General features: G+C 57.5%; 21 protein-coding genes, 1 tRNA gene and 3 pseudogenes. 13 read left to right on the top strand and 12 right to left on the bottom strand.

Going from position 1 to position 21,464, the window contains the following annotated elements; all coding sequences use genetic code 11:
• Positions 1-117: 117 nt before the first annotated feature.
• Positions 118-1,067: pseudogene (locus KORM41_RS22135) on the bottom strand (IS3 family transposase); the annotation flags it as partial.
• Between the two features lie 67 nt (positions 1,068-1,134).
• On the opposite strand from KORM41_RS22135, the gene KORM41_RS02800 reads away from it, so the two are divergent.
• Positions 1,135-2,151 carry an IS110 family RNA-guided transposase gene (locus KORM41_RS02800; RefSeq protein WP_068144179.1) on the top strand — a complete coding sequence of 339 codons (1,017 nt, stop codon included), beginning with the start codon at positions 1,135-1,137 and terminating at the stop codon, positions 2,149-2,151.
• A 239-nt stretch (positions 2,152-2,390) separates the two neighbouring features.
• On the opposite strand, the pseudogene KORM41_RS02805 reads toward KORM41_RS02800, so the two are convergent.
• Positions 2,391-2,507: pseudogene (locus tag KORM41_RS02805) on the bottom strand (transposase); the annotation flags it as partial.
• Between the two features lie 232 nt (positions 2,508-2,739).
• On the opposite strand from KORM41_RS02805, the gene KORM41_RS02810 reads away from it, so the two are divergent.
• From KORM41_RS02810 to KORM41_RS02820, 4 genes and pseudogenes are all read left to right on the top strand, one after another.
• Positions 2,740-3,048 (top strand): AMP-binding enzyme, encoded by a 309-nt coding sequence (locus tag KORM41_RS02810; protein WP_068144181.1) that lies wholly within the window; start codon positions 2,740-2,742, stop codon positions 3,046-3,048.
• A gap of 164 nt (positions 3,049-3,212) precedes the next feature.
• Positions 3,213-3,428: pseudogene (locus KORM41_RS22530) on the top strand (IS6 family transposase); the annotation flags it as partial.
• Between the two features lie 434 nt (positions 3,429-3,862).
• Positions 3,863-4,537: a DUF2924 domain-containing protein gene (locus KORM41_RS02815; protein WP_068144183.1), complete on the top strand. Its 675-nt coding sequence runs from the start codon at positions 3,863-3,865 to the stop codon at positions 4,535-4,537.
• Complete coding sequence (locus KORM41_RS02820; RefSeq protein ID WP_068144185.1) at positions 4,534-6,267, top strand: recombinase family protein; 1,734 nt, start codon at positions 4,534-4,536, stop codon at positions 6,265-6,267. Before KORM41_RS02815 ends, KORM41_RS02820 begins: the two co-directional genes overlap by 4 nt.
• A 529-nt stretch (positions 6,268-6,796) precedes the next feature.
• Here KORM41_RS02820 and KORM41_RS02825 read toward each other — a convergent pair.
• Both KORM41_RS02825 and KORM41_RS02830 read right to left on the bottom strand, forming a co-directional pair.
• Positions 6,797-6,872: transfer RNA gene (locus KORM41_RS02825), tRNA-Ala, on the bottom strand.
• 146 nt (positions 6,873-7,018) lie between these two features.
• Entirely contained in the window at positions 7,019-7,348 is a 330-nt protein-coding gene (locus KORM41_RS02830) for an FYDLN acid domain-containing protein (RefSeq protein ID WP_068144187.1), read from the bottom strand.
• Between the two features lie 145 nt (positions 7,349-7,493).
• Between KORM41_RS02830 and aroA the strand changes: the two genes are divergently transcribed.
• On the top strand, positions 7,494-8,819 hold the full coding sequence (aroA, locus tag KORM41_RS02835; protein ID WP_082719703.1) for a 3-phosphoshikimate 1-carboxyvinyltransferase: 1,326 nt from the start codon (positions 7,494-7,496) through the stop codon (positions 8,817-8,819).
• Here aroA and KORM41_RS02840 read toward each other — a convergent pair whose 3' ends face one another.
• From KORM41_RS02840 to KORM41_RS02850, 3 genes are all read right to left on the bottom strand, one after another.
• Complete coding sequence (locus KORM41_RS02840) at positions 8,820-9,212, bottom strand: VOC family protein (RefSeq protein ID WP_068144189.1); 393 nt, start codon at positions 9,210-9,212, stop codon at positions 8,820-8,822. It abuts the gene before it with no gap.
• A 206-nt stretch (positions 9,213-9,418) separates the two neighbouring features.
• Positions 9,419-10,306, bottom strand: coding sequence for a hypothetical protein (locus KORM41_RS02845; protein ID WP_231727105.1), 888 nt, complete (start codon positions 10,304-10,306; stop codon positions 9,419-9,421).
• Between the two features lie 34 nt (positions 10,307-10,340).
• Entirely contained in the window at positions 10,341-10,712 is a 372-nt protein-coding gene (locus tag KORM41_RS02850) for a GntR family transcriptional regulator (RefSeq protein WP_068144195.1), read from the bottom strand.
• Between the two features lie 134 nt (positions 10,713-10,846).
• On the opposite strand from KORM41_RS02850, the gene cmk reads away from it, so the two are divergent.
• The 7 genes from cmk (at position 10,847) to KORM41_RS02885 (ending at position 16,845) form a co-directional block, all read left to right on the top strand.
• On the top strand, positions 10,847-11,488 hold the full coding sequence (gene cmk / locus KORM41_RS02855) for a (d)CMP kinase (RefSeq protein ID WP_068144198.1): 642 nt from the start codon (positions 10,847-10,849) through the stop codon (positions 11,486-11,488).
• 202 nt (positions 11,489-11,690) lie between these two features.
• A complete protein-coding gene (gene rpsA / locus KORM41_RS02860; protein ID WP_068144200.1) occupies positions 11,691-13,394 on the top strand; it encodes a 30S ribosomal protein S1 in 1,704 nt (567 codons plus the stop codon).
• A 99-nt stretch (positions 13,395-13,493) separates the two neighbouring features.
• The gene (locus tag KORM41_RS02865; protein ID WP_068144203.1) at positions 13,494-13,946 is read left to right on the top strand and encodes a YybH family protein; all 453 of its coding nucleotides are present in this window, start codon (positions 13,494-13,496) and stop codon (positions 13,944-13,946) included.
• Between the two features lie 335 nt (positions 13,947-14,281).
• Positions 14,282-14,560: an integration host factor subunit beta gene (locus KORM41_RS02870; RefSeq protein ID WP_068144206.1), complete on the top strand. Its 279-nt coding sequence runs from the start codon at positions 14,282-14,284 to the stop codon at positions 14,558-14,560.
• 65 nt (positions 14,561-14,625) lie between these two features.
• The gene (locus tag KORM41_RS02875; protein ID WP_068144209.1) at positions 14,626-15,003 is read left to right on the top strand and encodes a lipopolysaccharide assembly protein LapA domain-containing protein; all 378 of its coding nucleotides are present in this window, start codon (positions 14,626-14,628) and stop codon (positions 15,001-15,003) included.
• A 37-nt stretch (positions 15,004-15,040) separates the two neighbouring features.
• Positions 15,041-15,766, top strand: a complete 726-nt coding sequence (gene pyrF, locus KORM41_RS02880) for an orotidine-5'-phosphate decarboxylase (RefSeq protein WP_068144211.1) — start codon at positions 15,041-15,043, stop codon at positions 15,764-15,766.
• 8 nt (positions 15,767-15,774) lie between these two features.
• On the top strand, positions 15,775-16,845 hold the full coding sequence (locus KORM41_RS02885; protein WP_156431871.1) for a hypothetical protein: 1,071 nt from the start codon (positions 15,775-15,777) through the stop codon (positions 16,843-16,845).
• Position 16,846: 1 nt separating this feature from the next.
• Here the strand turns inward: KORM41_RS02885 and KORM41_RS02890 are convergent, their stop codons facing one another.
• The 5 genes from KORM41_RS02890 to KORM41_RS02910 form a co-directional block, all read right to left on the bottom strand.
• Positions 16,847-17,245 (bottom strand): DUF3052 family protein, encoded by a 399-nt coding sequence (locus tag KORM41_RS02890; RefSeq protein ID WP_068144218.1) that lies wholly within the window; start codon positions 17,243-17,245, stop codon positions 16,847-16,849.
• Positions 17,246-17,253: 8 nt separating this feature from the next.
• On the bottom strand, positions 17,254-18,078 hold the full coding sequence (locus KORM41_RS02895) for a TraB/GumN family protein (protein WP_068144221.1): 825 nt from the start codon (positions 18,076-18,078) through the stop codon (positions 17,254-17,256).
• Between the two features lie 375 nt (positions 18,079-18,453).
• A complete protein-coding gene (locus tag KORM41_RS02900) occupies positions 18,454-19,770 on the bottom strand; it encodes a type II toxin-antitoxin system HipA family toxin (RefSeq protein ID WP_068144224.1) in 1,317 nt (438 codons plus the stop codon).
• Positions 19,770-20,024, bottom strand: a complete 255-nt coding sequence (locus KORM41_RS02905) for a helix-turn-helix domain-containing protein (protein WP_068144227.1) — start codon at positions 20,022-20,024, stop codon at positions 19,770-19,772. The genes KORM41_RS02900 and KORM41_RS02905 overlap by 1 nt, the downstream gene beginning before the upstream one ends.
• A 269-nt stretch (positions 20,025-20,293) precedes the next feature.
• Positions 20,294-21,393, bottom strand: a protein-coding gene (locus tag KORM41_RS02910; RefSeq protein ID WP_231727107.1) for an IS3 family transposase whose coding sequence is annotated in 2 segments (ribosomal slippage) — positions 20,294-21,132 and positions 21,132-21,393 — 1,101 coding nt in all. Because the reading frame shifts where the segments join, the coding sequence is not laid out codon by codon here.
• Between the last annotated feature and the right edge of the window lie 71 nt (positions 21,394-21,464).

The following is a 21,464-nucleotide window of genomic DNA, read 5'->3' on the forward strand; positions in this document are numbered from 1 at the left end:
CCCTGCCCCAGTGCTTTGACCTGCACCCCTGGAAAGTCCTCGATTTAAGGTTAGTCTGTTCTTCATCTTGGACTTGCCCCCAACGCTGGACCGCTGCCTGGAGCGTTTTCCCGTCTTCTAACTCATCGGAGGGCAGGTGGCCCCGATTGAGCTGTGCGGTCGGTCGGTGTTGTACTCGTGGCGGTACGCTTCACATTTTACTTGGGCATCATCCAGAGACAAGAACCAATTCTGGTCGATGCACTCGGCCCGGACTTTGCCGTTGAATGCCTCCACGAAAGCGTTGTCGGTGGGCTTTCCGGGCCGGCTGAAGTCGAGCACTACACCGTTCATGTAAGCCCAGAGATCGAGATCCCTGGAGATGAACTCCGGCCCCTGATCAACCCGGATGGATTTTGGCATCCCGTGTTCGGCCGTAACTCGCTCAAGCGTCCGGACAACATCGGCCCCTGTGTAGCGCGTTCGGACATCAATGGCCGGAGAGATCTTCGAGAAAGCGTCCACAATGGTCAGGATGCGGATTTTGGAGCCGTCAAAGAGCTGGTCCGAAAGAAAGTCCATCGCCCAAACGTCATTGGGCTTCTCGGGCGGCCTGCGGTCTTCCCGCAGCTTGGCAGCCACCTTTCGCTTCGGTCGCTTGTTCCTGATTTGCAGGCCTTCCTCCACATAAAGCCGGTAAACCCGTTTAGCATTCACTTCCCACCCCTACCGTTTCAACAGGATATGAATCCGCCGATATCCATAGCGAACGCGGGTCTCCGCAATCTCCCGGATGCGCCTCCTCAAAGCTGCCTGTGACGGCCGCCGCGCCTTGTAAAAGTAGGTCGATTTCTGCAGGCCAAGAACAGAACAGCCACGGCGGATCGAAACCTGAAAAATACCTTGCAGATAGTCAACCAGGCGTCGGCACGCCACAGGCGCTACAGCTTTTTTGCCAGAACATCCTGCAGCATCGCCTTGTCCAGGGACAGGTCCGCCACCATCCGTTTGAGCCGGCCGTTCTCTTCTTCGAGCTGCTTCAGCCTTTTCACCTCAGACGGCATAAGCCCGCCATACTTCTTGCGCCATCAATGGGATGGACGGCTCTCCCTCAGGTAGCGCAGACTTGATGTGCGCAACGAAAGGAGAATGGAGATGAGCATAGAAACCCTTGGCATAGATATCGCGAAGAATGTGTTCCAGCTGCATGGAGTGAACAAGGCCGGACGGGCGGTGTTCAAGAAGCGCGTGATGCGCGACCAGTTGCTCCAGGTCATTACCCGGATTGAGCCCTGCATGATTGTCGTCGAGGCGTGCACCGGCGCGTTTTATTGGGCCCGTAAATTTGAAGAACTCGGCCACAAGGTGAAGGTTATCAGCCCGCAATATGTGAAGCCTTTTGTGCGAAGGCAGAAGAACGACGGAAACGATGCCGAAGCAATCTGCACAGCGGCCCGCCAGCCCCATATTCCCTCTGTGCCGAAGAAGTCGATTGAGCAACAGGACATTCAGGCGTTACACCGCGCGCGTCAGCGTATGGTGAACCACCGCACAGCTGTTGTCAGCCAGATCCGGGGCCTGCTTCTCGATCGCGGCTTTGCCATGGCGAAATCAATAACGCGGGCGCGGCGCCTCATTCCGGAGATCTTGTCGGATCACGACAATGAGCTCACACCTCTGGCGCGTGAAGCCATCGCTGAACTCCATGACCTGTTCCGCGACCTTGATCGCCGCATAGCCAGCTTCGACAAGAAGATAGACGCTGTCTTTCGACAGAGCGAGTCCTGTCAGCGCATTGCAAAAATCAAAGGTGTGGGCCCCAAGACAGCGACTGCAGTCATCGCCGCCATCGGTGACGGATCGGAGTTCAGAAACGGGCGACACCTGGCCGCATGGGTTGGCCTCGTACCACGACAGTTCTCCAGTGGCGACCGGACGACGCTGATGGGAATATCCAAACGGGGAAGTCAACATTTAAGAAGCCTGCTGGTTCATGGGGCGAGAGCCGTCGTGCGAACGGCACCGAACAAAACCGACCCAAACAATCAGTGGGTCAATCAGCTTCGAGAGCGGCGCGGCTTCAACCGGGCCACGGTTGCGGTCGCCAACAAGAACGCACGGATTATCTGGGCCGTGCTGCACAAAGGTGAACCTTACCGTGCCGCTTTCTGAAGACCCGCCCAAGGTTTGCGAGACGACGGAGAAATGAACTGCACAGGTCGGACCGGCATGCAACGAGCCTGATTTTTATCGAGGCCTTCATTCAATGGCCTACCAGCTGTAGAGGCGTGTGTGCGCGGATTCCCCATTTGGGCGCCCTGGACAAACCAGGTGACGCCGGATAGATGTTTGCAACGGACCAATGCAGATCATGTCAAAATCGGCTTGCAACGGGAGAGCCGTCCATAGATATAATACGTCTGCTGCGAAACGCCCGCTTTCCGGCAGACCTCCTCGACACTGAAACCGTCGTCTGCCTGCTTCAGAATAAAGGCGATCTGCTGCTCACTGAACCTGGATTTCTTCATCATCCGTCCTCGCGTTGCCTGCCAGACATATTACGAGAAAATTCTCACATAGAACGGTCCAGTTTCACGGAAGCAGGTCATTCTATATCTGCTACCGGAATCAGGGCCAGGGTCAAGATCACATTACATTGGGGCAGTTCCCAGAAGACGGCCTGATGGATGGGAGTCCCTAGGAGATATCGGCTGGGTCGATCACGAAGGATATATCTATCTAGCTGATCGGCGAACAGATATGATCGTCTCTGGTGGGGCAAATATTTATCCGGCAGAGGTCGAAGGTGCCCTTGAGGCTCATCCAAATGTTCAATCTTGTGTGGTTATCGGGCTTCCGGACAATGATCTTGGCCAGAGTGTCCATGCAATAATGGAAACTGAACATGGGGACATTGCACCCACTGAAAATGAACTTAGAGAGTTCTTACTTGAGTTTCTCACTCCATATAAAATCCCTCGAACATTCGAGTTCACGCAGGAAAGATTACGCGATTTCGATGGCAAGACACGCAGATCAAAACTTCGCGAAGAAAGAATGACGACCTGAAATAGGCGCAGCATCATGAACTTCGATTTCACCAGTGATTAATACTACTTCTGTAACCATATGCTGCATTTTTTCAGTGAAAATTCAACACCGACGTTTTTCGAATGGTACTGTCACATTTACTTTGTCTACCACTGTACTTGAAGCTGCACTATAATTTTGGCATGCAGAAAATCTCATACAATCGCCATCGTTTTCCTCCTGAGGTTATCCACCATGCGATCTGGCTATATGCCCGGTTTACTTTGAGCTACCGTGACGTTGAGGACTTGCTGGTCGAACGAGGCTTGGAAATTTCTTATGAAACTGTGCGTCTCTGGTTCCTGAAATTTGGGAAGGAGATCGCACGCAATCTGAAGCCGACTTGCCCAACATCAGTCTCCCCTCTGCTACACTCGTTCGAATAGAACCTTTCTATCTCTACATTCCACTGGCATTGGTGTCGGTTCCATGGATGCATGGACGAGACGAAAATGAGAAGTGGAGACAGACAATGCTGGACGCCCCCGGAGACGGAGTAACGCGATCAGGCCTTGCGACACAGGTGAGGTCGATGATTAGCCGCTGGAAAACTGTTCTAAACGCCAGACCAAGGGACCGCATCCGCCTAACTCCCCCTGCCGGCAAGCTTGGAGAGATTGTTTACTGCCTTGAAGCGTCAGAAGCGACTTCCCTGCATGACCTGACGACGCTAACCGGGTGGAAGCAAGCAACGGTTCGCGGTGCACTCAGTCGACTTCGGGCGCGGGGATATACAATTCGACGAACAACTCGGGACGGTACCGCTCTGTATCATTTGGAGCAGAGATAAATCATGACTGCTCGTACCGCAAGAAGGCCTAAACACTCCAGCGTCCCGAACGGAAACAGAGGGACGGCCGAGAGCGCAGCCAAGGTGGCAACCGGCCTTGCCGCCTTGCCCTCCCTCTCTCATGCAGAACTCAAATCGCAATGGGTAGAGACGTTCGGCGCCGCCGTTCCCAAGGGCCTGAGCCACCGTCTGATGATTTATGCTCTGGCCTATGAAGTTCAGAAACTAGGCTCAGGGGGTTTGAAATCTGCCGTAAGGCAAGAACTCCGTCAGGTCGCCGACCCAAGCTCATCAAAGGCTTCTACCGACTCTCTCCAACTTACGCCCGGCACCCGGCTGATGCGAGAATGGCGCGGTACCGTCCATGTGGTGGATGTGACCGAGGACGGGCTGGTGTGGAACGGACGTGTTTACGCATCGCTCTCCGCCATCGCCCGGACCATCACCGGCACCCGCTGGAGCGGGAACCGCTTCTTTGGCCTGCGGAAGCGGTCGGATGCAGTGGACGCCTACAATCCAGCGCGAGCAAAGCCCCCAACCCCGAATTCCAGCGCAAAACGCCCAGCCTCCAGGTCGCCAAACAATAGCAGTGTCAACGCTCCCGCTTATCCAGAGTTACTCACAGAAGATGCCAAGACTGACGCCATGCCTCACCCCGAACCGGACCCCACCCCATGACCAGGCTCCGCTGCGCCATCTACACCCGGAAGTCCACGGAGGATGGACTGGAGCAGGAGTTCAACAGTCTGGATGCCCAGAGAGAGGCCTGCGAGGCCTATGTGAAGTCCCAGGCCCATGAGGGGTGGAATTGTTTAGGGGATCGCTATGACGACGGCGGTTTCTCGGGCGGGTCCATGAACCGTCCGGGCTTGCAGACGCTTCTGGGCGATATCGATGCCGGTAGAGTCGACGTGGTGGTGGTCTACAAGGTGGATCGGTTGACACGGTCCCTGCTGGACTTCGCCCATATTGTCCAGAGACTGGAAGACAAGGGCGTGTCCTTTGTCTCAGTGACCCAGTCCTTCAACACCACCAGCTCCATGGGACGATTGACCCTGAATGTCCTCTTGTCCTTTGCCCAGTTCGAGCGGGAAGTCACCGGAGAGCGCATCCGGGACAAGATTGCGGCGTCTAAGAAGAAGGGCATATGGATGGGAGGGCCGGTGCCCCTCGGCTATGATCTCAGGGACAGGAAGCTTTACATCAATGAAGGAGAAGCCCGGACAGTCCGCTGGCTCTTCGAGACTTACCTCGACCTCGGGAACGTCAAACACCTGACCCTTACCGCCCGGGACCAAGGCCTGAGGAGCAAGCGCTATACCCAGCAAAGCGGTAAGACAGTTGGTGGGCATTACTTCTCACGGGGCCAGCTTTATTATCTTCTCCGCAACCCGCTCTATGCCGGAAAGATCCGTCACAAGGACAAGCTCTATGAGGGCGAACATGAGGCCATCATAGACCACGATATCTGGGAGAAGGTCCAGGCCCTTCTCGACAAGAATGGTCCGGGCAAGAACAAAAACAGGACCCTTCCTTCACCTTCCTGGGTCGCAGGCCTTCTTTATGACGACAGCGGAGAACGCATGGTCGCCAGCCACAGTCAGAAAGGTGGCAGACGGTATCGCTATTACATCTCAGCATCTCTCAGGGACAAGAAGACCGATCCCAACAAGGGTTGGCGTCTCCCGGCCAGACAGGTGGAGGACATCATTCTCACCAGCATCCTGGACCTTCTGAGAGATCCAGTGCAGGTCCTGAAACTGACGGGCAGTGACATCTTGACGTCAACCCGGTTGGATAAAGTCACCATAGCCTGCGCCAGGTTCTCGAAACATATCCAGACCGCCAAAGAGAAGACCGACCCGGATACATTCAAACATCTCCTGCGCCCGCTGATCCAGCGCATCGATGTCAGCCTCTACGAAATCAGGATCACCTTTGATCCCCTGGAGCTTCGGGAGCGTTTAGGCGCGATAGGCCCAATATCGGATTCAGATGAGACTCCTGATCAACAGAAGAACGACCCTCCCCGGATCACCGTTCCCGTTCAACTCAAGCGTCGCGGAGCGGAAATGAGATTGGTCATACCGGGCCAGAAGTCTGAATCAAAACCCACCGATGAAACCCTCGTGAAACTTGTGGCACGAGCCCACTGCTGGTTCGAGGATTTGAAGACCGGCAAAGTCGAAAAGGTCCGGGACATTGCCGAACGGGAACAGGTGCATCCGGCAGATGTGAGTCGCATCCTGCCATTGGCTTTCCTCGCTCCGGATATCGTCACCGCCATCCTCCATGGCGAACAGCCCGTCGACCTCACGCCCCAGAAACTCAAGCGTCTCAAGGACCTCCCCCTCGACTGGCAGGACCAGAGACGCGTGCTCGGATTCGTCTGGTCTGGCTTGCCCTGATTTCCTTATGACATCCTGGTTTTGCCTGTGCCGAGGGCGGCCTCTCGAGGCACGGTCATTCGTATTGATAGTCTGGTTTTAGGAGGCTATCGCCCGGATGGATGGGTGTTTATCTGACACCAGACTGCTTCAACGGATTGGACGTCAAAAGCCCAACAGAGACCGGGGCTGGAAATGACCGATTTTGAGCTGAAATGAAGGGTCTCTGATCCAATTCGATCAGCCCATCTCCCGCAGAACTGCGGGAAGTGCCGAATCAAAAAATATCGTTCTATATCAATGCTTTACTGGTGGTGGGCTTCCAGTGAGACGAACCAGCGACCAATTCGCAAAAAATCGTCCGCGCAAGCCCGCGTAAACACGGGATAAATTTGATTCCTGAATCGAATCCGCAAAAGAGAGACCATTTAGCCGAAGTTTTGGAGATGGATTGGTCGAGAGACTCACCGCCTCTGACTCAGAGCTCTAGCACTTTGCTGCAGAGCGACAAGGAATAAGAATTTTTCCTTTAATATCAACCACTTGTGAGTGGTGGAGCCGATCGGGATCGAACCGACGACCTCTACACTGCCAGTGTAGCGCTCTCCCAGCTGAGCTACGGCCCCATGATCATGACGATCTGCTGGTGGTGTTCCGTCCCCGGAACGGCGCGGACTATAGGCGGAGCCCTATTCTCGCGCAAGCAAAAAAAACAGTTCGGGGAACCAGGGTGCCCCGGGCGGCAAAACTGCCGCCCGCAGAGCGAATTTGCTTAGTTTTCGTCGTCCGAAAGCGACGTGTCGACCATGCCCGACACTTCGTCATCATCGTCGTCGTCAAGGCTTACGTCACCGAGAACATCATCATCGTCATCGATATCGATGTCGTCCTCGTCGTCGAGATCCACATCGTCCTCGTCTTTGTCGGCTTCCTTGGCAGGCTTGTCTTCAATGATAACCGGTTGCTTGGCTTTCAGAACAGGCTCAGGCGCCCACTGGTTGCCGCAATCGATGCAGGTTGCCGGGTCGTCTTTACCCAGATCATAAAAGCGCGTGCCGCATTTCGGGCAGGTGCGCTTTGTGCCCCATTCGGGTTTCGCCACGTCTCTCTCCTTGCGTTTCCGCACTTATCAGGCCTTGCGCTCATTGCGCTTTTCGGCCAAGAATTCGGCGCATCCCTTGCCATGATCGTTTGCGCCTGTCAAAGCATTAGTGTCTGTCCATACTTCTAAAGCCGGAATTCCTCTCGTGCCAAGTCTTATTTCATCGCCCCGTAGTCCGTTGAACGGCACTGTGAAAGTGCCGGGTGACAAGTCCATTTCCCACCGTTCCATCATGCTTTCGGCACTGGCCGTGGGGAAAAGCGAGGTTACAGGGCTTCTCGAAGGCGAGGATGTGCTGGCGACGGCCGAGGCCATGCGTGCCATGGGTGCCCGCGTTGAGCGAATCGGCGAAGGGCACTGGGTTGTGCACGGCGTGGGCATTGGCGGGCTGCAGACGCCCGATAATGTGATCGACATGGGCAATTCGGGCACGTCCACGCGCCTGATCATGGGCCTGATTGCCAGTCATGACATTACCGTGACCATGACCGGCGACGCGAGCTTGCGTGGCCGCCCCATGGGCCGCGTGATCGACCCGCTCACCACCATGGGGGCCACCTTCAGTGCACGCGACGGCAAGTTCCTGCCGCTTACGGTCACCGGCAGCCAGAACCCGCTGCCGATCGATTACACCACGCCGATGGCGAGCGCGCAGGTGAAGTCCGCCGTGCTGCTGGCGGGGCTCAATACACCGGGTGTGACCACGGTGCGCGAGAAGGTCGCCACCCGCGACCACACCGAACGCATGCTCAAATCCATGGGCGCGGAGATTGAGACGGCAGAAGAAGACGGGCTTTATGTCGTGCGCCTCACCGGCCAGCCTGAGCTGAAGCCCGTGAACTTCGAGGTGCCGGGTGACATTTCCTCGAGCGCCTTCCTGCTGGTCGCCGCATCCATCATCCCGGGCTCGGACATCACGGTCGAGAATGTGGGCATGAACCCCTTGCGCACCGGCATCGTGCACGCGCTCAAGGCCATGGGCGCGGATATCGAGATTTTGAACGAACGTACGCTTGGCGGTGAGCCGGTGGCGGACCTGCGGGTGCGTGCGGCGAAGCTCAAGGCCGTATCTGAACTGCCGGTTGACCCGTCGACGATGATTGACGAGTTCCCTGTGCTTTTCTGTGCCGCTGCGGTCGCGGAAGGCACCAGCCGCTTTAAGGGCCTTGAGGAGCTGCGGGTCAAGGAATCGGACCGTCTCGCCGTGATGGCGGCGGGCCTGAAGGCCAACGGCGTTGAGTTGACCGAATTTGAAGACGGGATCGAGATCAGGGGTGCGGGCGGCAAGGTGAAGGGCGGCGGCATTGTCGCCACCCACCTTGATCACCGCATCGCCATGAGCTTCTCGGTCCTCGGCCAGATGGCGGAAAGCGCCATCACCATCGATGACGCCGCACCCATCCAAACGAGCTTCCCCGTGTTCATCGACCTGTTAACCGGCCTTGGTGCGGGGCTCAAGCTCGCGCGTTGATCAGCCCTCGGCTTCTTCAGCGAATTCCGCGAAGGTGACAATATGGCCGCCGGGCTCGCGGTAGCCGATTTCACGCGCGCCGTAGAAGGTGGTGCGTTCTTTCATTACCACCTCATAACCCTCCAGCGCTTTTTTGCATCCCTCAAGGTCGTCCGTTTTCAGGAACATCAGCACGGGCGTGCCCTCATTCGGGTTTGGCAGCATGCCGCTGTCCTCAAAGATGCTGGTTCGGGTCTGGTACATGAGCTGCACACCGCCCTGCATCAGGATGGCAAAACCCAGATGGTCGCCTTCCGGCACCTCGACCACCTTCTCGAAGCCGACACGGGCAAAAAAGTCGATACTGGGTTCAATGCGGTCAACCGGCAGCACCGCCGTTGCGCTTTCAATCATGGTCCGTCCCTCTCATGTGTTCGCTTTTTGTTCTTATCACTGATATGGCGGAGAGTCGAATCCATATTGGGTTACCGGCCAAACAAAACAGCGGGCCCCGCATGGAGCCCGCTGCCGTGCCATATGTCCCTCGCTGTCGTGAAAGCGAACCCCCTCGCGCTTAGGGACGTCGGGAGGGTGCGGGCATATGATGACGAGTGGCTATGTCAGGGCTGGCTGGCCGTTTGCTTGCGGTAAACCTCAAAATTCAGGCTGTTCACGGAAATGTCCCGGAACACAAAACCGAGGCCGCCGATGATGCAAAGCTGCAGGTAGAAACTGACAAGCACGGGATCGAAAATCTCGAAGCCATACTGGTCTGCGGCCTGGGTGAGGGCAAGGAACAGGCTGACACCGATGCTGGACAGCACATAGATCTTGCCCATCACGCGGATTTGGCGGTCGCGATCCTCGTCCGCGCGGTAGGGGTCGATCTTCTTGCCAAACACCATGCGGCGCATATAGAGCACGTAGAAGATGTTCATGCCGGTGATCATCACAAGCGTGGCATAAACCTCGCTGCCCCATGTAGCTATGTCGCCCTTGCCGCTGAGGTAAAATACCAGCCACAGGGCGAAGAGAAGGGCGGCCAGCGCGACAAGCTTTGGCGGCACAAACTGGCTCATGCGGCGCGGGGCCAGAGACGCCGAACGGCGCGTTTCCGCAAACTGCTGCCGCATCAGCGCATAGTGGCGAAATTCGGCAATCTGGATGTAAAAAAGCGGGCACATCTGCAGCATGAAATACAGCATGACAAAAACCTCATCACCGCCCAGAAGCGCTGGCTCATACCCCGTGCCCAGCATGACGCCAAGGATGACAAGGCCAAGGGCCGCGATGGCGTAATTTATCGCCATGAAAAGGCTGAGGCCGCGGCTTTTTGCGCTTTCGGCGTACCAGGCATAGGGGCCGGGGTAGAGCTTGGGATAGTCTGCGGGCGGGTAGGCTTCGATCACCTCGCGGATACGCGCGCACATCTTGCGCGGATAATGCACGGAGATGAGGTAGATCTGGCTCAGGAACACGGCGTACATCAGGGTGAGTACGGCGGTCATGTTGAAATCGGCAGGCATTTTCTGCTCTTCCTTTCTATTCCTGCATCGCGCTTGCGAAGGCGATGCGGATCTCGCTGTCAGTGGCGCCCGCCTTGCGGCAGGCTTCAATGGCGGTGGCGAGCTGGGACCGGGTCCAGCCAGCCAGGTCGAAGGAGCAATGTTGCTCCGCGTCATCATGGATGAAGGTGCCGCGATAGCCGCGGGTGACGATGACATTGTCACGCTCAAGCAGGCGGTATGCCTTGGCAACCGTCTTGTTATTGAGCCCAAGGTCGCCCGCAAGCTGGCGGATGGACGGCAGGGCGTTGCCCGGCTTCAGGGCCTGGGCTCGTACCGCGCCTTTGACCTGCTCCACCACCTGGGCAAAAAGCGGTTCCTCGCTGTCGATATCGATTGTGATGTTCATGGCTGTTCGCTGTTTTTGATATGTACCATCTGTAATAGGGGTACATGGGGTACAATGGGAAATCAAGCAAAAAAATTGGCAGGGTTTGCGGATGGGCCTATAACCCTAGCTCGAACTTTGGGAGGTGATTCGCATTGATTATCGCAATTGACGGGCCGGCAGCGGCGGGCAAGGGCACTTTGGCGCGGCGGCTGGCGGATGAGTTCGGCTTCGCCTATCTCGACACCGGCGGGCTCTACCGTGCCGTGGGCCTCAGCGTGCTGCGCGTCGGTGGCAACCCGGCCGATGCCGGTGTGGCGGAGGCGCAGTCCAAAAGCCTTGACCTTGCGCTGCTCTCTGACCCCGAACTGCGGGCGGAGGCGACAGGTAACGCAGCTTCCAAGGTGGCAGCCCTCCCGGGCGTTCGAGCTAACCTTCTGGATTTTCAGCGTAATTTTGCAGCCAACCCACCGGAAGGCCGACCCGGCGCGGTGCTGGATGGCCGGGACATCGGCACGGTCGTGTGCCCCGGCGCGGACGTGAAGCTCTTTGTGACCGCAAGCGCGGAGGTGCGTGCGAAGCGCCGTTTCAAGGAGCTGGAGGAGCGTGGCGTCGAGCCCGATTTTGGTGTTATACTCGCCGACGTGCGCGAAAGGGACGAACGCGACATGAACCGCGAGGATGCGCCCCTGAAGCCCGCGGAAGATGCCCTCTTGCTTGATACGAGCAATTTGGATATAGACGCCGTGTTTTTAAGGGCGGCGGCACTTGTGAAAGAACGCATGGCGCCCCAATAACCGATGACGCTTTACGAGAGCGACTCCCGGGCCAGACGCTGACCATACTGGGAAGCTTGGCCCGAGGGGTCATAATTTGTTGGTGTTTGAGGCTTCCGGACCACAGAAAAGCGCGGGGTGGTCCCGCACTTGAGAAACCCGGAAGAAGACCGCCGGAGCCAACCGGCTGGCACGAAAAGTATAGACCTGAAAGGAAGACTACATGTCTGAAGCGGCAAAGATGCCGAGCCTCGACGATTTTGAGGCACTGCTTAACGAAACCCTCCCCTCCGAAGACGACGGCTTTGAAGGCCGTGTTGTAAAGGGTACCGTCGTTTCCATCGAGAACGACTTTGCGATTGTGGACATTGGCCTCAAAGCTGAAGGCCGTGTACCGCTCAAAGAATTTGCCCCGGCTGGCAAAGCGGCTGAGATCAAGATCGGCGACACCGTAGAAGTATTCGTGGACCGCGTTGAGAACGCGCTCGGCGAAGCGATCCTGTCGCGCGACAAAGCTCGTCGTGAAGAAGCTTGGGAAATGCTTGAAAAAGCATTTGAAGGCGACGCCCGTGTTGACGGCGTTATCTTCGGCCGCGTTAAAGGCGGCTTCACGGTTGACCTCTCTGGCGCTGTTGCATTCCTGCCGGGCAGCCAGGTTGACATCCGTCCGATCCGTGACGTGACCCCGCTCATGAACATCGAGCAGCCGTTCCAGATCCTGAAGATGGACCGTCGTCGCGGCAACATCGTTGTATCGCGCCGTGCCGTCCTCGAAGAAGACCGTGCTGAGCAGCGTGCTGAGCTCATGGGTCAGATCCAGGAAGGCGACGCTGTTGAGGGCGTTGTGAAGAACATCACCGATTACGGTGCCTTCGTTGACCTCGGCGGTATCGACGGCCTGCTGCACGTGACCGACATCTCCTGGCGCCGTGTGAACCACCCGTCGGAAGTCCTGTCGATCGGCGAGACCGTGAAAGTACAGGTTGTTCGCATCAACCCGGAAACGCAGCGCATCAGCCTCGGCATGAAGCAGCTTGCAGCCGATCCGTGGGATGGCATCGAAGCCAAATACCCGGTTGGCGCCAAGTTCACCGGTACGGTTACGAACATCACCGACTACGGTGCCTTCGTTGAGCTCGAAAGCGGCGTAGAAGGTCTCGTACACGTGTCCGAGATGAGCTGGGTCAAGAAAAACGTACACCCGGGCAAAATCGTATCCACCAGCCAGGAAGTCGAAGTTATGGTTCTCGAAGTTGATCCTTCGAAGCGCCGTATCTCCCTCGGCCTCAAGCAGTGTGGCGAAAACCCGTGGGAAGCTTTTGCTGCCAAATTCCCGGCCGGCACCGAAATCGAAGGCGAAGTCAAGAACATCACCGAATTCGGTCTGTTCATCGGCCTCGACGGCGATGTCGACGGCATGGTTCACCTCTCCGACCTCGATTGGGAGCGTTCGGGCGAGGAAGCCATCCAGGAATTCAAGAAAGGCGACATGGTCAAGGCTGTTGTGCTCGACGTCGATACGAAGAAAGAGCGTATCTCCCTCGGCATCAAGCAACTGTCCGGCGATCCGTTCTCCAACGTTTCTTCCAAGAAGAAAGGCGAACAAGTCACCTGTGTGGTTAAAGCTGTAAACGAGAACGGCATCGAAGTTGAAGTTGGCGACACGGGCGTTACCGCGTTCATCCGCCGCTCCGACCTCGCCCGTGACCGTGCTGACCAGCGCCCTGAGCGTTTCGCTGAAGGTGACAAGGTTGACGCCATGGTTACCGGCATGGACAAAGGCAGCCGCAAGCTGAACCTCTCCATCAAGGCCCTCGAAGTTGCTGAAGAAAAAGCAGCTGTTGAGCAGTATGGTTCCGCCGATTCGGGCGCAAGCCTCGGCGATATCCTCGGTGCTGCACTCGAGAAAGCCAAGGAAGACAAATAAGTCATCCTGTGATGTGGGGCACAGCCGTGCCCCCTACGCGCGACTAAAAGGAATGCGGGTCCGTTGTTTCGGGCCCGCATTTTCTTTTAGGAGACCATAATGACACGACAGCTCAAATTGACGGCCCTTGCGGCGGTCTTTCTCTTCTCCCTGCCGGTTTTCACCCTGCCGGCCGGTGCCGGTGAGACGCTCCCGGAGCCGATGATCGAACGGCTGCATACCATGGCGGCAGACTGGAACCGCGGTGACATGACAGCCTTCCTGAATGGCTACTGGAATGATGAAGGTTTTGTCTTTGCCGCTGGCAAATCGGCATCGCGCGGCTGGCAGTCAACCCGCGAACGGTATGCCACCCATTATCCGGGCAGGGACAAGATGGGTCAGGTGACCTTTTCCGAAATCAGCGCTCGCCGGTTTTCAGGCACTTCCGGCATGATCTTCTGCCGCTGGACGCTGGATTTCGGTGACCACAGTGCCACCGGCTATGCCACCTTCATCCTGGAACGCAAGGGTGACACCTGGCGGGTAACCCATGAACACGCCTCAAGCTAGGGAAGGCACCATGTACCGGGAATCCTTTCGCCTTGCAGCTGTGCCGGCGGCCGCTTTTTTCGCCCTTGCCGCGCTGTGCGCGTTCCTCGAGCACCTGGGGTCCTGAACCCCTGACACGCCACGTCCGGTTCGGCCGGGCGTGGCCATATTTCCGGCTCAGTTTGGCGTCATCGTGTCCATCATCGGCGCCCGGTTCAAAAAACTGTGACAAAAGCCCTTTTCCTAGAAAGGCTTATCTTGACGTGTGCGAGATCAGGTGGCACGCTTAAGGCGCTGGACACGGGTAGCTTGGTTCCGAGTGTTGCTGACAAGATTGCCCCGAGGGGAGGACCTAGATGATAAAGTCCGAGTTGATTGCAAAAATTTCCGAAGCCAACCCCCATCTGTATTATCGGGACGTTGAGCGCATCGTATCCAAGATTTTTGATGAAATTACTGCGGCGCTGGCGCGTGGCGACCGGGTGGAACTCCGCGGTTTTGGTGCCTTTTCCGTGAAAAAACGTCCGGCACGTGTCGGGCGCAACCCTCGCACGGGCGAGAAGGTTGAGGTGGCCGAAAAACGGGTGCCCTACTTCAAGACCGGCAAGGACCTGCGTGAGCGGCTGAACGACTAGAAACCGATGGGCCCCGCGCTTGTGTGGCGAGGCCCGGACCGCAGATACCTAATCGAAAGAGTGTCATGGCACAGTCTCTCGGCAGCCTGATTCGCCGCATTTTCTGGTTTGCGCTTGCGCTTCTCCTCATTCTTTTTTCGGTTTCCAACCGCCAGCATGTGGTTTTGGCACTTGAGCCTTTTGGTGCCCTCTCTGTGTCGGTGCCGCTTTACCTTGTTCTGTTTCTTGGCATCTTCGTCGGCCTCCTGATTGCAGGCGGTGTGACTGGCTGGCTGCGGCTCAAGGGCTTTGCCCGCCGGCGCAAGGCCGAACGCCGTGCCGGATACCTGGAGGACCAGGTCTCTGCGCTCTCGGAAGATGTGCACAAGGCACACGCCAGGAGCGCCCACGAAACGGTGCGCAGTGCGACCGAGGCCTTGCCAAATGGGGGCAAACAGGGCTAATCCGGGGGCAACCGCCCGGCCGAAAAGGAATACGCCCATGCCTGAAACCGTAAAACCCAGCGACCGCATCTATTGCGCCCTCGACACTGTTGATGTCGCCAAGGCGACAGCGCTTGCAGAAGCGCTCAAGGGCAGCGTGGGTGGCATCAAGCTGGGGCTCGAGTTCTTCTGCGCGAACGGCGCTGACGGCTTCAAGCGTGTGGCAGACGCAGGCCTGCCGATCTTCCTCGACCTCAAGTTCCATGACATCCCAAACACGGTGGCGGGCGCCATTCGCGCTGTGGCACCGCTTGGACCGAAGCTCTTCACGATCCACACGCAGGGCGGGCCGGAGATGATGCGCCGCGCAGCCGAAACCGCGGCGGAAGAGGCTGACCGACACGGGCTTGATAAGCCCTGGGTGATCGGCGTGAGTGTACTGACGAGCCTTGATGGCAGCGACCTGAATGCTATCGGCGTGGCGGACGCGGTCGAGGCACAGGTGGCACGCCTCGCGGGCCTCGCCAAATCGAGCGGCATCGACGGCCTCGTGTGCAGCCCGCGCGAAATCACGCTTGCGCGCAAGGCGGGCGGCGAAACCTTCAAGCTTATTGTGCCCGGCATTCGGCCGGCCGGCAGCGCTGCCGGTGACCAGAAGCGGGTGATGACCCCAGCGGACGCGGTGACAGCCGGCGCCGATATCCTCGTGATCGGGCGCCCGATTACTGGGGCGGATGATCCGGCGGCGGCGGCACGCGCGATCGCCGACAGCATCAACGGTTGACCGTGGCCATGGCGGCCCCGGTTTTCGATAAAATCATTCTGCACATCGGTGCAGAGAAAACCGGCACGTCCACCATCCAGCGTTTCCTGAGCGCGAACCGGGACCGGCTTGGCGCACAGAATATCTATTATCCCCACACCCCTGGCGAAGAAAATCACACCCGTCTTGCGGTTGCTGCCCAGAACAGCGTGCGTGAACAGGGCTTCCTCCGGCAGGAGGTGGGGGATGCAAGCCCGCAGGCGCTGGCAGCCTTTCAGGAGACCTTTTTGGCGGCGTTGCACGCAGAGCTGGCTGATGCGGCCGCAGCGGGGTTCCGGCGCCTCATATTCTCGGGCGAACATTGCCATACCCGGGTGAAAAACGCGGAGGAAGCTGCGCGCCTCGCCAATTTGCTGCGACCGCTGGCGCGCAAGGTCAGGGTCCTCTTCTATGTCCGCCGGCAGGATGAGGTGGCGGTCAGTCTTTATTCGACAGCGCTTCGGGCCGGCTATGCGCATACGGAGCCGGACCTTTCGTTCGGCGCACAGGCGCACCGCTTCAACTACCACGCGGCCTGCTCCCTGTATGAGGATACCTTTGGCCAAGGGGCGCTGACGGTGCGCCTGTATGACAAGGAAGCGTTTCAGGATCAAAACCTGCTGAGCGATTTCTGTTTCGCTGCGGGTATCTTGTGGGACGCAGGATTTTGTGTGCCACCCCGGCGCAATGAAGCCTTGCCCGCAGAGGCGCAGCGCCTGCTGGCGTATGTGAATACACAAAAGGACGGTGTGTTTGCGCCTTCGGGGCGCTGGCGCGGCATGCTTCTCGAACGCCTTGAGGCGCTGCCTGCTGCGCCCTCCGTCCAGCCGACCCGATCAGAAGCCGAGCGTTTTGTGGCACAGTATCAAGACAGCAACGAGGCCGTGCGCGCCCGCTACCGCCCGGACCTTTCGCCGCCACTGTTCGGTATGGACTTCAGCGCCTATCCCACTGTGAAGCCGCAGGGCGCGCTGCCTGCACCAGAGGCGCAGGCCCAGCTTCGCCGCCTGTTTGCAGACCGGCCCGATGTCCTCGCCGACCTCAGCAGGGCCGACGGCTGAGCTACCGCAGTTCCTTGCGAATCACGAGCTTGAGGCCGGACCAGACTTCATCGACAGCACAGACCTTCACGTCGACAAGGCCCATGGGGAGCGCCACGTCGCGCACCACATCCTCTGTCATGTCAGTCGGGACTTTCGATGCCTTCTTGGGCCATGAAATCCAGATCATGCCGTCACGTTTGATGGCCGCCATCAGGCTTGGCAGTTCCGCAGCGAACAGCGCGCGTTCCTTGTAAAAGGCATGGATGAAGTCACAGTCATCTTGTGAATCCTCAACGCCCACGGGCAGTGGGCCGAGCAGCGTGTCATAATGCACCGGGGCATGTTCAAGGCGCACCCGGAAGCCTTCCTTGATGCCCAGTTTCTTGATCAGCGGGGTGCCAGAATAGCCTGCGGTCATGGTCTGTCCTATTCAATCCGGGCGGGCGGCGCGCCCATGCCCTCCAGCATGAGGATGAGCGAATCGCTGCCGGTTAAGTGCCCGGCCCCCACGGCGACAAAAAACTTGCCCGGTTTGTCCAGGACCTGCATCAGCTTGCCGGCCCAGTCGCGGTTGCGGGTTGTGAGCATCTGTTCCCTCAGCCCCGGCGCGATCTTGAGTGCATCATTGAGGATATGATCAAGCTCCGTGGTGTTGCCCTCAAGCCAGGCAGCCTGCATGGCGGCAAAATGCACGTCGATCTGTGCATTCTGTTTGAGCGTATCGATGAGCAGGGCCTTCTCCTGCTGGACGGTCAGGTTCTGGAACAGGGCAACCTGCTGCACCGCGGTCTCCAGCCCGAAAACGGGTTTTGCCATGCCCTCGGCCTGGGCGATGAAAAACTTGTCCGCCCCGCTCGCCGGATTATAGCCCGCTTTGACAAGGCCAATGACCGAAAGCGACAGCCCGGTGAACCAGGGCGTATTCTCCATGAAATGATTGGCCGGCAGGCCGAGCTTGCGCGACAGTCGCTCCACGTCATTATAGATGCCGCTGCCCACAAGCGAACGCAGGGTCTGCCCCTCGGGCAATTTGCCAGCCGTGGTAAAGAGGGGGCCGGCGCGGTCGATTTCCTCGCCGCTCAGCTCCACGATCAGCGCGTCGGCGTCCATGAAGGCCACGCGAGCCTCCGGGCTCAGCCAGTTCATGCCATCCGAAAGGATGTGCAGGGTGCCGAAGATGTGGATTTCCGTGTCGCTGTCTGCCACCCGCCAGAGCGCGGGCGCGCCAAGCGCGGGCTGGGTGAAAGCCACAAGGGCGACAAGGAGGAAACGAAACCTCTACACTGCCAGTGTAACCCGATCTAAAGTTGTCTGTTGTTTTGATGTGGCTTTAAATGGCTTTTATCGTATAATTATTTGAATTTATTGAATAAATATGAGTTTACTTTTTTGGTCTATTAACGCCGATCCGTCTCGAGTTTTGCCGTCGAGGTAAAAAAGTTTTCAAAAATGGTCTCAGTTTTTTTAGTAGAAAAATTTCGATATCTCAAGTTTTGATACCTATACAAACTGGAGCTGAAGCTCAAATGGGGTGAGCTTTGGCACTCGGCAGCCTGTAGAAATTCCGGTGCTGATGCATCGCCTGCAATCAAGAACTCGAGCCACCTCATTTGACCGATGCAGTGTTCATAGTTCTTGCATTGGTCTGCGGAGCCGCAATTGAACAGCCTCTGAGATTTTTACCACCACTTCTTCAGGCAAGTCCTCTAGCATTTTTGTTCTGGCGCGCTCGGTCGCGCCATCAGCGGCCTCCTGTATCGATGCATGGATTTCCTCGATCTCGTCGGGGTCCATCGCAGCTGCCTTGCCACTTTGCAGAAAGTGCCGTGGATAGATGGTGTCGATCGGATAATGCCGTCTGTCGCCAACCGCCATAGCCAGTTTCATCTCCTGCCGGCGCAGTTCATGCCGAGCCAGATTGGGCTCGGCCGACATGATGTCGTAAAAAGGAGTCATCCGGTATCCGCCGCCCGGCGCCAGATACAGGCTGAAATTTTTGGCGTGCCCGTCAGTTGCCCCCATGAGCCAGAAAAGCATCTGGGCTTTGAGGAAATGCCGGCGGTCCTCATCGGCATAGTCGCTGCCGCCCAATAGATGCAGGCATTCGCCGATACCGGGTCCGCCTTCATTATTGTATTTTCGGGTCGCCGGTACGCCAAGAGCCTGGCAGAAGTCTTCCTGCGGCAAGCGCAGCAACCGGCCATCTTTTGTGTGGCGCCGATCAAACCTCTCCACGACCAGAACGCGATTGTCTTCGAAATCGATGATCTGGCTACCTGCCACATCGAGGCCAAACTCGGCGCACAGTGTGAGGCAAAAATGCTCATTCTCGACGCTGTCCGACATATCAAGGCCGTTCGGCAGTTTGCCGAGCTGGGGCTTGAGAATGTGGGTGGTCGGTGTGGCCGCTTTCGGTATTTGCCATCCATCCGCCCATAGAAGAGCCGTCTTCTCCTGAACCCCGGCAAGCGAGATACGGAAGTCGCGGTCCTTGTCTGTGCGGATGCCAAGAGGCGCCGTGGCCAGATTGCGGATGATGTCGGCGACTGCTGCGTCATCCACCGGTTCCCCTTCCGGCGGACCCGGCTGTGCAATATCGTCTCCGTCCGGTACGAACTGCAGGGCTCCCACACAATCCCGGCCGATTTTATCAAGCATGCTGAAAGCGTCCGTGCCCTCAGCCCCGACCCTTTCGGCAACTTTGCGTCTGATGGGATCATTCTCGGGCAGCAGGTTGTCAAAATAAGCCAAGACGGGCGCACCGACATAGCGCTCTTCGCGAAGAGGCAAGGACAGGGAAACCGGGATAGCCCGCCGCATATCCGCAAGCCAATCGGCTGCATAGGTGAAGCTGACGGCACCGTTGTTCGAGCGGTCAAGATTGCCCACATGTCGGCCATTGAGGGCGACCAGGAGGCGGGACGCCCTTTTTTGCCGCGCCATCAGAACAGGTCCTCAATATCCTGGGGTGTGCTTTTGCTGCGCGGCTGCAATTGGATCTCGAGATCAAGCACGCGCATAAGCTCAATGATGGTACTGAGCTTTACCGTCTCGAGGCCATTCTCGACCTGTGAGACCGTGCTCTGCCTGAGCCCAGCACGCTGCGCGAGCTCTGCTTGTGTGAGATTGCGCGTACGCCGCCGCCGCCGGAGCGCGATCCCGATATCCTTGGCCGACCTGACAAGCTGATGATCCATAACTGCCTCATATAATCAGTTAAGATAGCATATACGCTATAGCGCATATTTCGTCAATATACGCTACAGCGTATAAGTCAGATATATACGCTGTAGCGTATACTGAGCGTGCTTGACACCGACCTTTGATGGCTGGTTTTCTGGCGACGATCCGCGTTCTGGGCCAGGTTGCCCGCCGAGGATAGGCGCTGCAATTGAGGAAATTATCGCCAATCAGCGGCGGGGCCGGTAATACCCCCAATAATAGAGGGCTTCAAAAGTAGAATACTTTAGGCGGCCATGGGCATGCCCATGGCCAGTTTCTGTTTTGGCGTGATGCCGCCGAGCGCCATATTGGGGCGCTCATGGTTATAAGTCCAGAGCCAGGCCGTGGCGGCCTCCTGCACCTCCGCAATTGTCTCAAAGATATACTGGTTCAACCAGTCATAACGAACTGTCCGGTTGAAGCGCTCAACATAGGCATTTTGCTGAGGCTTGCCTGGCTGGATGAACTGTAAGGCGATCCCGCGTTTTGAAGCCCACTCTGCCAACTGGTGACCGACATACTCAGGACCGTTGTCACAGCGAAGAGCCAGGGGAGCCCCGCGCCATTCAATAATCTGGTCCAAGGCCCTGATGACACGCGTAGCTGGCAAGGAGAAGTCGATCTCGATGCCCAAGGCTTCGCGATTATAGTCGTCAATCACATTGAAGGCCCTGAAGCTGCGACCATCCGACAACTGGTCATGCATGAAGTCCATACTCCAGACATCATTGATCGCCTCAGGCACAGAAAGTGGCTCAGGCTTTTCCCGATACAGACGCTTCCTCGGCTTGATCCGTAGGTTCAGCTCCAGTTCCCGGTAGACCCGGTACACACGCTTATGGTTCCAGCCATAGCCCTTCACGTTGCGTAGATACAAAAAGCACAGTTTGAAACCCCAGTTGCGCTGACGATCGGTTATGCCGACAAGCCAGTCAGCGATCTCGGCATTCTCGTCTGAGAGCTTCGGTTTATACCGGTAGCATGTCTCGCTGATCGAAAAGGCGCTGCACGCCGCCCTGATACTCAGCCGCCCCTTGCAGACAGCAGTTCTTGCCATCTCGCGACGTCGGGACGGCTTCACCACTTTTTTGCCATGGCTTCCTTGATGACATCATTCTGAAGCTGCACATCGGCATACATCTTCTTGAGCCGGGCATTCTCCGCTTCCAGCTCTTTCATTCGGCTCATCAGCGAGGCATCCATGCCTCCGTATTTTGCACGCCACCGATAAAAGCAGGCGCTGCTCATTCCATGCTCCCGGCACAGTTCAGGCACCGGCGTGCCAGCCTCCGCCTGCTTCAAGATGCTGATGATCTGGCTGTCCGAATAACGTGATGTCTTCATGTAAAATCTCCTGCGTTCTGGTTACGAGAAAATTCTACTTTTGAGTACCGCTATTTATTGGGGGTATTACC

This window comes from Kordiimonas lipolytica (genome assembly GCF_001550065.1).